This is a genomic window from Nitrospirota bacterium, assembly GCA_016207885.1.
Lineage (GTDB): Bacteria > Nitrospirota > Thermodesulfovibrionia > UBA6902 > UBA6902 > JACQZG01.
In genome coordinates, this window is record JACQZE010000012.1 from 1 (window position 1) to 14562 (window position 14562).

Here is a 14562-nt window from a genome sequence, read left to right on the forward strand (position 1 = left end):
AAGAGACAATAATGAACTATGTGAAGAATCAAGGGCGAAATCCAAAAGAGTATGAGAGAATTTATAATAATAAGCAGTTAGTCTTGTTTGAGCAGTAAGTTTTTGATACCTCGTTCAGCTCTGCTGCGAGGTAGTTCATTATTTACTTTGTTCCTTCCGGAGGTTTTGGCTTCATAGAGCGCGGAGTCGGCCTTTTTTATCAGTTCTTTGCCGTCTTTGGCCTCATCGCTGTAGCATGAAACGCCGAGGCTTACCGTCACTTCGGTCTTTGTCTCTACGGATCTCCTGATCTTTTCAGCGACTATACCGGCGCCTGTCAGGTCGGTTTCGGTAAGTATGATTATGAACTCTTCCCCGCCGTATCTTGCGGCGAGGTCAGCTCCCCTTACGGCATCTGTCAGGAGCTTTGAGACCTGGACAAGTATTCTGTCGCCTGCCGTATGGCCGAGGGTATCGTTGTATTTCTTGAAATGGTCAACATCAAGCATGATGACGGAGAATGGCCTTCCTCCTGTTTTTGCCTTTGCGTAAACATCCTCTAAAAAAGTATTCATCATACGCCTGTTCGGAATGCCGGTGAGCGGGTCATGGAGCGATGACTTCTTTGCTTCTTCGTACATCCTCGCGTTGTCAAGCGCGATGCCCGTCTGGTTGGCGACGGATTTGAGAAGTTCAATGTTCCGTTCGTCCATATCAAAATCTGCAGGCACATAGAGACATAAAACACCTATCACAATCTCCCTTGCCTTAAGCGGAATGACGATACTTCCGTGGCGGTGCTTCCCTGCATACTTGACCGTATGCCGCGGGTCGGTCACGGAATCATGGGATATTATGCTTTCTCCGGTCTTTGCCGCAAGTCCGCACAGGCAGTCGCCGACCTTCAATTCGCTGTGCAGGTCGATGAAGTAACCTGAATGGCCTATATGGGAGACGAGTTTCATCTTCTCCCCCTCAAGCAGGAATATGCTGCCTGTGAGCACTGTTTGAAATATATCGAGGTTCTTCAGCGCGGACAATATCCTGGAGCATAGTTCGTTCATCTCCATCGTCTGATTTATTACGGAAGCGATATTGTTCAGTATCGAGAGGTCGTTCCTGCTTCTCAGCAGCTCCTCTTCCGCAGCCTTGCGCCCGGTTATGTCCATCATTATCCCTCTTATGCCGACAATGCGCCGCCCTTCTGTATAAAGATCGGGGTTCATCTGCACGAAAGCCTCGCTGCCGTCCTTCCTGAAGATGCGCGCTTCCACATCTTTCGGGAATTCCCCGGTCTCAAGGCCTTTTAAAAATACTTCAGCTACCTCTTTTCTTACTTTAGGATCTATGAATTCCAGCAGCGGCCTGCCAATCAATTGCTTAGGGTCATCAAAGCCGTTGATCCGTGCGAATGCATTATTTGCGAAGGTGATGACCCCTTTTTTATCTGATATGAAAAAACCTTCATTTATTTCTGTGACGAGATTGCGGTATTTTCGTTCTGACTCCGAAAGCGCCTCTTCCGCCTCGTTCCGCCTGACCGTGTAATATTTTATTTTCTTCAGTAAACGGAACCAGGCTGCAATGAATACCGGCATTGCGAATATGACTGAGATAAAGGCCCAGAACCCGAGCATTCGCTGCGCCTTTATGGCCGCGTTTGAGCGTTCGTGCGTTATGCTGTTTATCCTTGTCAGTCCTTTTGTATAATCATCCTTCAGCTCCTCATAATTTCTGCTGAAGAGGAGTGTTTCGGCATCTGTGAAATACTTCTGGTAAGCAAGTTTCAGCGACTTGTTGGCAGCCCCTTTTCTTACAAGGCCAAATGCCCTCTTCTCTATCTCAACGAGTTTTCCCCTTGTCTTATTTAACGCTGCGCCGTTCATTCCAGTGTAGAGGCCGGGGTCCAGCCTTTCGGCCTCGTCAAATGCGTTATTAAGGGATATCTCCAGTTCCCGGTAATATTTTTCCCATTTAAGGTCACCGGTCGTTGCCGCCATGCGCGCTGACATCGTCAGTGTCTCATTGACCCGGCTTATGTAGTTGCTGATCTCATACAGACGGAAGCCGCGCTTTTCCGTCACCTCAAATTCATTGAAGGATTTCCACGCGTACCAGCTGAAGCCGAGAAAACAGGCCGCGGTAAGGGCCAGTGTGAATTTAAAAAAGGCCATGGGGAACGGGGCTGTGGTTGGTGGTTCTTTAGTCGCCATATCTCATTAGTGATTTATTGAATACATGTTAGCCGGAGAGAAACATATATATCATGATATATATCATAATTTTCCGAATTATCAATGAGCCGGCAATTTAGTTTCATACTTGTGATAAAATAATCTGTTTTTTAAGGCCTTATTCAAAGGAGAAATGATCTATGCGTTTTTCAAAGATGTTCATACCTACGCTCCGCGAGCTTCCGGCAGAGGCAGAGGCGATAAGCCATATACTGATGCTCCGAGCCGGATTTGTAAGGCAGCTTGCTTCCGGCTTATATATCTACCTTCCACTTGCCATGCGTGTGCTTGACCGCGTCAACAGGATAATCAGGGAGGAGATGAACGCCATCGGAGCGCAGGAGATAACCATGCCCGCGCTCCATCCCTCAGAGATATGGGAGACGACCGGCAGGTGGTCGGAGATAGGCGATGAGATGTTCAGGCTCAAAGACAGGGGCGACAGGCAGATGTGCCTCGGCATGACGCATGAAGAGATAATGACCTGGCTTGCCTCAAAAGAGATACGCTCATACAGGGAGCTTCCGCAGATGTGGTATCAGGTGCAGACAAAGTTCAGGGACGAGGCGAGGCCGAGGAGCGGCATTTTGAGGACGCGCGAGTTCACGATGAAGGACAGCTACAGCTTTGACAGGGACGAGGCTGGGCTTGCCGAAAGCTACCGCAGGCATGCGGAGGCTTATCATAAGATATTTTCAAGGTGCGGTTTGAAATATTATCAGGTACAGAGCGACCCCGGGATGATGGGCGGAGCGATGGCGCATGAGTTCATGGCGCCAAGTGCTGCTGGCGAGGACACTGTCGTTCTCTGTGATAAATGCGGCTATTCCGCAAATACAGAGCTTGCGTTATCAACTCCGGTTCCCCAGCCTGCGCTCAATGAAGAATGGGTAAAGGAAGATATTGAAACCCCCAACCGCAGGACCGTTATGGAGGTCTCAAGTTTTTTAAAGACAGGCCCGAAGTTCTTCATAAAGAGCCTTCTACTCATAGGAAGCGACGGCCCGTTCATGGCGCTTGTGAGGGGAGACCAGGAGCTTCATGAGAAGAAGCTTCAGAAGATAGCCGGCGAGTTCAGGCCTGCTGAAAAGGATGAGGTAAAGGAGATTCTCGGCGTTGAGGCAGGATTCATCGGCCCGCATGGCCATAAGCTCAAAAAGTTCGCTGACAATTCCATTAAGGACGGCGTCTATATTGTCGGCGCAAATAAAAAAGATCATCACACCAGAGGCATAAGGCCTTCTGTGGATTTTGAAGCGCAATGGCATGACATCCACCTTGCAAAAGAGGGCGACTCCTGCTCAAACTGCGGATCTGTAATAAAGGTCGAGAAGATGATAGAGATAGGAAATATCTTTCAGCTTGGCACGAAATATTCTGAGCCGCTTCATGCTGTCTACCTCGACGAGGAGGGCAACCCGCTTCCGGTTATCATGGGCAGCTACGGCATAGGCCCGGCGCGCATCGCAGCCTCGGCGATAGAGCAGAACAATGACAAGGACGGAATGATATGGCCCCAGTCCATTGCGCCGTTCGACGTTGAGATAATCCCGCTCAATATTGAAGATGAGGTCATGAAGACTGCGGAAAATATTTATGCGGAGCTTAAGAAGCATGGCGTTGAGGCGCTTATTGACGACAGGGATGCGAGGGCCGGAGTCAAGTTCAAGGATGCCGACCTTATCGGAATTCCTCTTCAGATATTAATAGGGCCGAAGACGCTTAAAGAGGGTTTTGTCGAGCTTAAATCGAGGAGAACCAAAGAGTCTGAAAAGTTATCGCCTGCGGATGTTGTTCAGAAGGTGAAAGAGATTCTCAGTTAATGATTCCTGTATAAGCAATCACCTGTTAACTCTCCCGTCAACTGTCACTCCCGCTTGTCGGGAGTCCTTCCGAAGAAAGATTCCGGACAAGCCGGAATGACAAAATAGGGATTTTATTTATTTCTCTTCCCAGGGAAGCTTGACACCGGAAATCGCTTCTGCATTTTTTGTGACCTTTGTGCTCTTCTTTAATCCGTCAACAAAGGACTGGTAGGCGTTCCTCTGTTTCTCGGCAAGCATCTGTCTCTTGATATTCTCTTTTGCCTGTTCGAAAGAGAGCTGGGTGCCTTCTTTTTTGTCAGTGACCTTTATGATGTGATAACCAAATTGTGTCTTCACCAATCCGCTGACCTCTCCCACCTTCAGTTTAAAAGCAGCGTCTTCAAACTCAGGCACCATCCTTCCCCTGTCGAAGAATCCGAGGTCGCCGCCGCTCTTTGCGTTGCCCTCATCCGTTGAATATTGCGCTGCAAGCTTTGCGAAGTCCGCGCCTGCCTTTAACTTTGCGAGTATGGAAACACCGAGGCCTTCAGTATCAACAAGTATATGGCTCGCCCTGATGCCGGCATTCTGCTTGAATTTGTCCGTATTGCTGTCGTAAAAGCTCTTTGCCTCTGCGTCTTCCACCTTGACCTTGTCGCGGATCTCTTTTTCAAGGAGGGTGGTGATGAGGTTCATCTTTTCAAATTCCTTGAGTTTTGCGAGGTATTCTTTATCATTGTTAAGCTTGTTCTTTTTTGCCTCAACATATAGAAGCTCTTTTTCGATTATAGAATCAAGGAACTCCTCTTTGTCTGAATCGCCCTTGAACTTTCCTCTTGCCCATTCAGGAAGGCTTTTCAGCTCTCTCATGTAATCTTCCTGTGTGATGGATGTTTCGCCGACCTTTGCGAGAGAGGCGCCTTCCTGTTTGGTCGTGCTTGCCTTGGAACAGCCGATCGTGAGAAATACTGCTAATGCGAGGACTAAAAACTTATTCATTTAAATGTCTCCTTTTTATAGTGAATTGAACAGAATGTTATAACATATGAGGCGCGGTTTATACAACTACTCAGAGAGGTTATTCATGATACCCTTCAGCTTCAGGTACAGCTCGCTCCACTCCCTGCCTTTCATGTCGATCTCTATGCCTCTTTCCGGCAGAAACTTCAGCCCTTTCTCTTTCTTGTCATAGAGGGAGAGTATCTTTTCCTGGGTCACAGGAGATTCCGGCGCAAAGGTGAGCCTTATTTTGCCGATTATGTTCTCTATCTTTGTTATCGCAAGCTGCCCGGCAAGGAGCTTAAGCTCGATGATATCTATAAGGCGCAGGGTCTCTTCAGGCGGTTCTCCGAACCTGTCCCTGAGCTCATCCTTCATTGACATTACATCCGCGGGCTTCTTTATTGAGGATATCTTTTTGTAGATGCTCAGCCTCACCGTAGGGTCTTCAATGTAGCTCTCAGGTATGCCGGCTGTCTTCTTCAGGTCGATGATGGTCTCGGCCTTTGGCGTTGTCTTTTCCCCTTTAAGCTCTGATACAGCCTCTTCAAGCATCTGGACGTAGAGGTCGAAACCGACCGCCTCGATATGCCCTGACTGCTCCCCGCCCAGAAGGTTTCCGGCGCCTCTTATTTCAAGGTCCTTCATCGCGAGCCTGAATCCCGCGCCGAGGTAGCTCAGCTCCTGAATGGCTGAGAGCTTCTTTCTGGCATCCTCTGATATGTCTTCCGCAGGTATGACAAAATAAGCGTATGCCCTTACATTGGAGCGGCCGACGCGCCCCCTTAACTGGTAAAGGTCTGCAAGCCCGAACCTGTCCGCCCTGTTTATTATGATCGTATTTGCAGACGGGATATCAAGGCCGGAGCCGATGATATTGGTAGAGACAAGGAGGTTGGTAACCTTTCTGTAAAAAGCGCTCATGACCTGCTCAAGCTCTTTCCCATGCATCTGGCCGTGAGCCACGCCTATCCGGCTGTCCGGTACAAGGCCCTTTAGATATGCCGCCATCTTGTCTATGTCCTCTATCCTGTTGTGTATGAAGAATACCTGTCCTCCCCGGTCTATCTCGTACTGGATCGCCTCCATTATGGCGTTCGGGTCGAACTTAATGACGAGGCTCTTTACCGCAAGCCGCTCCTCAGGCGGGGTCTCGATAATGCTCAGCCCCCTGATGCCGGAAAGCGCCATATGCAGCGTTCTTGGGATGGGGGTCGCAGTAAGCGACAGCACATCAACGCTGGTCTTGATCGATTTTATCTTCTCCTTGTGGGTCACTCCGAACTTATGCTCTTCGTCAATGATGAGAAGGCCGAGGTCATAGAAGCTTACGTTCTTGCCGAGGAGCTTGTGCGTGCCGATGATTATATCAACAGACCCCTCTGCCAAAGCCTTGAGTGTAGCTTTCTCCTCAGCGCTGCTCTTAAAACGATTCAGCATTCCTATCTTCACTGGAAAGGCTGAGAACCTGTTCGTGAAGGTATTGTAATGCTGTTCCGCAAGCACGGTTGTAGGCACGAGCACAGCCACCTGCTTTGAGTCAAAGACCGCCTTGAATGCCGCCCTCATCGCAACCTCTGTCTTTCCGTATCCCACATCGCCGCAAAGGAGTTTGTCCATAGGTGACGGGTCTTCCATCTCCTTCTTTATCTCCGCTATGGAGCGCGCCTGGTCAGGCGTCTCTTCGTAAGGAAAGAAGCCGTCAAATTCCTTATGCAGTTCAGTGTCTTCAGTGAACGGATGCCCTGTGACAGACGACCTCTGCGCGTACAGGCTGATAAGCTTTTCAGCCATATCCTTGATCTTCTGCTGAACCCTCTGCTTGGTCTTCTGCCACCTCTTGCTTCCGAGCTTGTCCAGGAAGGGCTTGCTATGCTCAGGTGTCTGGTATTTCTGGATGTAATTTATGCGCTCAAGCGGAAGGTATATCCTGTCTCCGTCAAGATATTCGAGTGTAAGAAAGTCGCCTTCATAATCATTCCTCTTCTGCTTTGTTATGCCAAGATACTTTCCTATTCCATGATCTATATGAACTACATAGTCGCCTTCTTTTATCTCTGATATAGAGGAGATAAGCTTTGAGACCTTTGACCTTTTAATAGACCTGAAGGCAGGCCTTTTGCCGAAGATGTCTGCTTCTGAAAGTACAATTGAGCTTCCGCATCTGAAGCCTCTGCTCAGATTGCCTATGGTTATGACGGGGCTGCGCGGATATTCTATCGCCCTGCTGTTTTCGATTATGGGATTTTCAATATCCTTTTCAGTGAAGAGATCCCTCAGCCTCTTTGCCTGTCCGTCTGAGGAGCATGCCATAAGAATGGAGAACTCTTTACTGAGTTCACCCACGCGGCTGACAAAGTCTTCAATGGTTGCCCTCTCTTCGCGTAAAAGGCCAAGGCCTCCTGTGCCTGTTATCTTCAGTTCAGGCCCTTCATCTGTTAAAGGGAGTGAGGTAAAGTTTATGCTTCTTCTCTTTTCGATCCTGCCTGCGATATCAGGGAATCTGCTGTTAATGTCATCTTTCTCAAATAGGATGAGAAGGCTTTCACTGAGCAGGTCAATGAGGTCAGGCCCTTGCTGCGGTTCAAGCGCAGGATATATGACTGCCTCATCTATCTCTCGCACAGTGAGCTGTGTCTCAATATCAAAATATCTTATAGAGTCGATATCATCTCCAAAGAACTCGACCCTTATCGGGAACTCTTTGTCAGGCGGGAAGATATCAAGTATCCCGCCCCTTATGCTCATCTCGCCCGGGCCTGAAACGATAGGCACTGTATGGTAACCGGCATCCTGAAACATTAATACAAAGAGGTCTCTCTCGATGTTAAGGCCCTTTGATATTGATATGCCGGAAAAGCCGCTCTTATTCCACAGCGGCAGGAGCGCGGCCCTGACAGATGATATGAACTTTCTGTCACCCTGCTCATACAGGATGTGAAGGCTCTTCAGGCGTTCAGGGCTTTCTTCAGTATCGATAAGCACTGGTTCCTCCGCTCCAAGCGCCTTAGCCCAGAATACCGCGTCAGAGTAAAATTCAGCAGCAGTCTCTTCAGACGGGCACAGTAGCAGGCAAGGAAATTTCAAAAGTGAGAAGATAAGCGCGCCGGAAGAACCGGAAAGGGAAGTTAGCGCACGAATATCTCCTTTCTCTATAGCAGAGGACGCTTGTTTGAATGTGGAGAGGTCTAAAGACAATTCTATATCTTTGAGGACGGGTTCTTGATCCTTCTGATTATCTCAGTGGTTGACATGCCCTGAACAAGGTGGATGGTCTTTACTTCTTTTACAAGGTCGCCGCCCACGATATCCTGTTTTGACCAGTCTTTTCCTTTTACCAGCACATCAGGTTTAAGCTCTTTGATAAGGTTGTAAGGCGTGGCTTCATGAAAAAAGGTCACATAATCCACCGCATGGAATGCCGCAAGCAGCTCTGCCCTCTGCTCCTGCGGGATTATGGGCCTGCCGGGTTTTAACGCAGATACCGACTTGTCTGAATTGAGCCCGACTATCAGGATATCGCCGAACTCTTTTGCCTGGTTAAGCAGCCTGGCATGGCCGACATGGAGGATGTCAAAACAGCCGTTCGTAAAGACTATCTTCTTTCCCTCGTCTTTCAGTTTGCTGACGATATCCTTGAGATGCTCTCTATTGACGACTTTATGATTTTTATTATTCATGGGTTGACCTTAGTATTAATAATATCACTTTCAGCAAGAAGTTCAAGCTTCTAATTATATCTCAATCAGAAACGTTTCGCAGGGGTTGTGGTAAAATCATTTGAAATGTTCAGCGCCAGATTCGTACATATGCTTGACAAGCCCCTTTCTTCACTCGCGAAGAAGATAAATATATCTCCGAACCTGATCACCATAACCGGATGTTTTGTAACTTTGGCAGCTGCTTTTGTAATACCCCGGAGCCTTATATCAGGCGGCATTCTCATCCTCTTCAGCGGCTTTTTTGACATGCTTGACGGCCTTGTAGCAAGGGTAAATAACAGGGCTACGAAGTTCGGCGCCTATCTCGACTCTGTCCTTGACAGGTACTCTGACTCATTTCTGCTCATCGGTTTTTCATGGTACTTCTTCATTAACGGCTCCGCTCAAGGCTGCTTTTTAAGCATCGCTACGCTGGCAGGCTCACTCATAATCAGCTATGCAAAGGCAAGGGCAGAGGCGCTTGGACAGGCATGCAATGTCGGAATAATCGAACGTCCTGAAAGGATAATTATCATGGCAGCCGGAGCGCTCTCAGGATGGGTGATGCCGATGATATGGGTTCTATTTATCCTGACTCATATCACAGTTGCCCAGAGGGTGTATCATGTGTGGAAAGGGATGAGATCCTAACTTTTATGGTCATTCCGGCTTGTCCGGAATCTTTCCCTAAGTGGATTCCCGCCGCGTTTTTTTACTCAGTCTTATTGCAGCCGTTTAAAGTGTATAGTATGCAACTGGCCATTTCTATTTGGCAACAGTTTTCAATAGAACAGGCTTGCGACGCTCGAAAGAAACCAACTTTTTGCCGGATACAGCTTGCCTCCGCAGAATGTCTTGAAATATTGCATCAGCGTTGTGACCGAACTGATTGGCGTATTGCTCTCTCAGTGAGTGAGTCTCTGTGACTATAGGATCTTTCCACATAGCTTAAACCTCCTCTATTAGTTCTTGCGGTGTGCAGATTATGGGCGGCTCGTAACCAAGCGCCCGACAGGTGGCCTCAATTTATTTCACTCCTTGAAAGAAATTATATCATAATGCGATAAGTGGTTAACGCCCCTTACCCGCTGGTTGGATTGTCTTCTTTGCTTTCCTGTTACTCGCAAGATCGAGCAAGGCATCAGGATGTTTTTCCGCAACTTGCAGCAATATGCGCGCCGGCCTTGTTCCCAGTTGCGAAGTGTTGCGGTGCTTATACCCATGAGGATTGCGAACTTGTCCTGTGAGAGTCCGTATTGGTCGCGAATCTTCTTCACCTCGGATTCCGCAAAGGTAAAGGTTCGCGCAGGTTTCATTGTGCGCTTCATTATTGCCCCGCCCTGTTTCACGCTTTTGAGAAGTTCATCAAAAAGTTCTTTTTTTATAGGTATTCTTGTCATGTGCGATGTTTACTCTCCTAAGGGCCAGATATGCCGAGGATAATTGCTGCGAATAAAGCCTGAATAGGGAAAGTTATTATGTCAAAAATAACAGTAAATGGTTTTAGCATTGTTCCTGCAACATTGTTTTCCTTGTTTTTACATGCCCATTTATTGTGATTTTTTCCTTCAGCATTAAAGTGATGCATCGTTATGTCTTCATCGCCAGAAGCAATCTTGTACGCAAAAGTATCTGCATAAATATTCCTCTTAAATCCAACAATTAGAGTGGAAGGATAGCCAGGCCAATTATAGTTAGACAACATAAGCTTCATGCCTTCATCGATGTTTGATTTTTTATCATTTGTTGTTGAATAAAAGATAATTTTCACTGGCTGCCCAGAATATTTGTCTTTAACAAGGAACTGCTCATTGATAGAATCACTCAAGCGGAATGTTACTTCGGAGTCAGAATCCTTTTCCATTGGCAACAATAGTTCAATAACAGGCCTCTCTTTACAATCTTCGGAATCAGGTAGAACTATTATACGAGCATTGCTTTTCCCATTTATATTTTCAAATCCAGAGTATACGCCTGCTAATTGCATATTGGTTGGCTTAAACTCATCAACAAACGATGACTTGGGGTGGTGAACAAACTGATTGACGGCTAAAGTTGCGCAACCCGTTATGGATAAACATAATGTCAGAAAAAAGACAGATACCAATACATTCAAAGTTATTTTGTGTTGTGATATTATCATTTCTCCCTTTTCATTTTTAGATAACAGTTATTATCTGAACTACTAAGTAAAAGTAGCATTAATTAGATTGCAGGGTCCATAAAATAAAATATTCAGGATTCTTCTTAAAACTCTATCCCCTTTCGCGCCTTTGTGCCGTTCTCAAAAGGGTGTTTGACCATCTGAATATCTGTAGCGTAATCGGCAAGCTTTATCAATTCCGGTGGCGCGTTTCTGCCGGTAAAGACGAGTTCGAGGCTTTCGGGCTTTGCTTTAATTATCCTCCTGACATCATCCATGTCCGCAAGTTTGCCGCTGAAGAGGTTGTTGAACTCATCAAGTATCACAAGGTCATAAACGCCGCTCTTTATCTCTTTTATTGTGAGTTCGATAGATTCTGCGACAGCGGCTTTCAGTTCCTGGATAGTTACTTTCGGGTCAAAGAGTGGAGATACCTGATCCTCGAAGGTCACGACACTGACGCCTATCATCTTCAGGGCAGATATCTCTCCTGAGTTGAGCGAGCCGCCCTTGAGGAACTGGTGTATGAGCACCTTTCTGCCATGGCCTGTTGCCCTTACCGCAAGCCCGACAGCTGCGGTTGTCTTGCCCTTGCCCTCGCCGGTGTAGACATGTATCAGGCCTTTTGACATAAATTAGCTCTCGGCATTCAGCCGTCAGCGATCAGCTTTATTTGTATGTTTACTCTTTTGCTGAAAGCTGAACGCTGATAGCTGACAGCTTTTTTGGAGCGGGCGACGAGATTTGAACTCGCGACTTCCAGCTTGGGAAGCTAGCACTCTACCACTGAGTTACGCCCGCTATTGATTGAGTATGAAGTATTTTATATTGAGCCTGTTCAGTATTGCAAGCGCATTGAACGGGAGTAAACTAACGGGCTATTGCGCCTGTCCGCTATCACCAACGCTTTTTTGCTATAATACAAACCATGTTCGGGTTAATAACAAAGATCTTCGGCACAAAGAACGAGCGCGACCTTAAGCTTCTCGACCAGATAGTTGAGAGGATTAACGCTGCGGAAGCTTCGGTATCTTCGCTTGATGATGAAAAGCTGAAGGGCAAGACCGTTGAATTCCGGGAAAGGCTTACTGCCGGTGAAACCCTCGACGATATATTGCCCGAGGCGTTCGCGGTTGTCAGGGAGGCATCACGCAGGATACTCGGGATGCGTCACTTTGATTCACAGCTCATAGGCGGCATCGTTCTTCATCAGGGCAAGATCGCTGAGATGAAGACCGGAGAGGGAAAGACGCTTGCAGCCACTCTGCCGGTATACCTGAACGCGATCGACGGCAGGGGTGTGCATGTTATTACGGTCAATGATTATCTTGCCAAGAGAGATACGCAGTGGATGGGGCCGATATATCATTTCCTCGGCCTTTCAGTAGGCACTATTCAGCACGACACCTCTTTTGTATATGACAAATCATTTCACTCTGAGGACAGCAGGCTCAGGTATCTCAGGCCCATAAGCAGGAGAGACGCCTATCACTCAGATATAACTTACGGCACAAATAACGAGTTCGGGTTTGATTACCTCAGGGACAATATGAGGTATGACATAAGCGAGTACGTTCAGAGAGAACTGAACTACGCGATAGTTGACGAGGTTGACAGTATCCTGATAGACGAGGCGAGGACACCGCTCATCATATCCGGCGCTTCCGAGGAATCAACTGACAAGTATTACAAGGTGGACAAGGTCATTCCCGGTTTTGTACGCGATACGGATTTCACAGTTGATGAAAAGGCGAGGAACATCATTCTCACTGATGAGGGCAATTCAAAGGCTGAGAAGCTTCTCGGCATAGATAACCTCTATGACATCTCAAATATGGATATCCTCCATCACCTGAATCAGGCGCTGAGGGCGCATGTCCTCTTTCACCGTGATGTTGACTACATTGTAAAGGACGACGAGGTCATCATAGTTGATGAGTTCACCGGCCGTCTCATGCCGGGCAGGCGCTGGTCTGACGGACAGCACCAGGCGATCGAGGCAAAGGAGGGCGTCAAGATAGCGAGCGAGAATCAGACGCTTGCCTCTGTCACCTTCCAGAACTACTTCAGGATGTACAACAAGCTTTCAGGCATGACCGGCACCGCAGACACAGAGGCTGCGGAGTTCGCAAAGATATATAACCTTGACGTGCTCGTCATCCCCACAAATAAAAAGATGATAAGGATCGACAATGCCGATGTCATCTATAAGAATGTGAAAGGCAAATTAAATGCCGTAGTGAACGAGATAGAAGCCTGCCACAAGAGGGGCCAGCCGGTGCTTGTTGGAACCATATCCATTGAAAAGTCAGAGCTTATAAGCTCGATGCTCAAAAAGAGAAAGGTGCCGCATCAGGTGCTCAATGCCAAATACCACGAGCGGGAGGCGGAGATAGTCGTCCACGCGGGAAGAAGCGGCGCTGTCACCATAGCAACCAACATGGCAGGCCGAGGCACGGACATTGTGCTTGGAGGAAACCCCGAGGTCATTGCCAAGGATATGCTCAGGGAGAAGGAATCATATACTGATGAGGATTTTCAGAATGCCCTGAAGAAGGCGCAGCAGCTCTGTGAAGAAGACAAGAAGAAGGTCTTGGAGGCAGGAGGGCTTCATATACTTGGCACTGAAAGGCATGAATCACGCAGGATAGATAACCAGCTCAGGGGGCGTTCCGGCCGTCAGGGAGACCCGGGTTCGTCAAGGTTCTATCTCTCGCTTGAGGACGACCTCATGAGGATATTCGGCTCTGACAGGATATCAGGCCTCATGGAAAAGTTAGGCATGGAGGAAGACCAGCCGATAGAGCACCCGTGGGTCTCCAAGGGAATAGAGAGTTCGCAGAAGAAGGTTGAAGGGCATAACTTTGATATAAGGAAGCACCTGATAGATTATGACGATGTAATGAACAAGCAGAGGACAGAGATATATTCTTACAGGCGCGAGATACTTTCCGAGCAGGGGCTGAAAGAGAAGATATTTGAGATGGCTGAGAACATCCTTGATGATATACTCGCTGACCATTGCCCTGAAGACAAGCATGCTGAAGAGTGGGATATCAAAGGGCTCAAAGACGCGCTTTACGGGAAGTTCAATATAACTTCTGATCTTGATGCCGGTAGTTTTGATGAGATGCGCCAGAAGCTTATTGATGAGATCAAACGTCTCTATGAGGAGAAGGAGACCGAGATAGGTGCTGAGAACTTCAGGTATCTTGAGAAGATGATAATGATCCAGATGGTTGACACACAGTGGAAAGACCATCTCCTCGGCCTCGACCACCTCAAAGAAGGCGTAGGGCTCAGGGGCTACGGCCAGAGGGATCCGCTTACAGAATATAAGAAGGAGGCGTTTGACATGTTCGCCGCCATGGGCGACAGGGTATCGTCAGAGGTCATCGGAAGGCTCTTCAAGATACACCTTGTAAAAGAGGAGCCGATCCAGAAGAAGATAAGCATACGCCCGTCAAAGCTTCAGTACGGCAGGGGAGAGGGAAGCGGCGAAGGCAAGCCCCAGACAGTCATCAAAGACCAGAAGATCGGAAGGAATGATCCGTGCCCCTGCGGAAGCGGCAAGAAGTACAAGAAGTGCTGCGGGGAAGGGCAGTAGTTTCTTCTTCTGTCATTCCCGTGCCTAAAAGCACCTACTGTTGGTGATGTTTTGGGCGGGAGTCGAGTTCTTTTAGTTCCCCACTTTGGCAAAG

The 14562-nt window shown here is 47.8% G+C and carries 10 protein-coding genes and 1 tRNA gene; 3 read left to right on the forward strand and 8 right to left on the reverse strand.

The genetic code is table 11. The features are described from left to right. Window positions 1-77: 77 nt before the first annotated feature. Entirely contained in the window at window positions 78-2192 is a 2115-nt protein-coding gene (locus HY807_07850) for a diguanylate cyclase (GenBank protein ID MBI4826318.1), read from the reverse strand. A 161-nt stretch (window positions 2193-2353) separates the two neighbouring features. Here HY807_07850 and HY807_07855 point away from each other — a divergent pair, with 161 nt between their 5' ends. Then, complete coding sequence (locus HY807_07855) at window positions 2354-4036, forward strand: proline--tRNA ligase (GenBank protein MBI4826319.1); 1683 nt, start codon at window positions 2354-2356, stop codon at window positions 4034-4036. Window positions 4037-4153: 117 nt separating this feature from the next. Here the strand turns inward: HY807_07855 and HY807_07860 are convergent, their stop codons facing one another. The 3 genes from HY807_07860 to HY807_07870 all read right to left on the reverse strand — a co-directional run bounded on the left by HY807_07860 (window position 4154) and on the right by HY807_07870 (window position 8697). Next, window positions 4154-5017: a peptidylprolyl isomerase gene (locus tag HY807_07860; GenBank protein MBI4826320.1), complete on the reverse strand. Its 864-nt coding sequence runs from the start codon at window positions 5015-5017 to the stop codon at window positions 4154-4156. Between the two features lie 66 nt (window positions 5018-5083). Further along, window positions 5084-8215 (reverse strand): transcription-repair coupling factor, encoded by a 3132-nt coding sequence (gene mfd / locus HY807_07865; protein ID MBI4826321.1) that lies wholly within the window; start codon window positions 8213-8215, stop codon window positions 5084-5086. 2 nt (window positions 8216-8217) lie between these two features. Continuing rightward, on the reverse strand, window positions 8218-8697 hold the full coding sequence (locus HY807_07870) for an adenylyltransferase/cytidyltransferase family protein (protein ID MBI4826322.1): 480 nt from the start codon (window positions 8695-8697) through the stop codon (window positions 8218-8220). A gap of 87 nt (window positions 8698-8784) precedes the next feature. Between HY807_07870 and HY807_07875 the strand changes: the two genes are divergently transcribed. Continuing rightward, window positions 8785-9369 carry a CDP-alcohol phosphatidyltransferase family protein gene (locus HY807_07875; protein ID MBI4826323.1) on the forward strand — a complete coding sequence of 195 codons (585 nt, stop codon included), beginning with the start codon at window positions 8785-8787 and terminating at the stop codon, window positions 9367-9369. Window positions 9370-9749: 380 nt separating this feature from the next. Here the strand turns inward: HY807_07875 and HY807_07880 are convergent, their stop codons facing one another. From HY807_07880 to HY807_07895, 4 genes are all read right to left on the reverse strand, one after another. Beyond that, a complete protein-coding gene (locus HY807_07880) occupies window positions 9750-10118 on the reverse strand; it encodes a helix-turn-helix domain-containing protein (GenBank protein ID MBI4826324.1) in 369 nt (122 codons plus the stop codon). A gap of 17 nt (window positions 10119-10135) precedes the next feature. Then, window positions 10136-10705 (reverse strand): hypothetical protein, encoded by a 570-nt coding sequence (locus tag HY807_07885; GenBank protein MBI4826325.1) that lies wholly within the window; start codon window positions 10703-10705, stop codon window positions 10136-10138. 260 nt (window positions 10706-10965) lie between these two features. Then, a complete protein-coding gene (locus HY807_07890) occupies window positions 10966-11493 on the reverse strand; it encodes a cob(I)yrinic acid a,c-diamide adenosyltransferase (protein ID MBI4826326.1) in 528 nt (175 codons plus the stop codon). 94 nt (window positions 11494-11587) lie between these two features. Further along, window positions 11588-11662 (reverse strand) — tRNA-Gly (locus tag HY807_07895). A 127-nt stretch (window positions 11663-11789) separates the two neighbouring features. On the opposite strand from HY807_07895, the gene secA reads away from it, so the two are divergent. Continuing rightward, window positions 11790-14468, forward strand: a complete 2679-nt coding sequence (gene secA / locus HY807_07900; GenBank protein ID MBI4826327.1) for a preprotein translocase subunit SecA — start codon at window positions 11790-11792, stop codon at window positions 14466-14468. Window positions 14469-14562 lie beyond the last annotated feature (94 nt).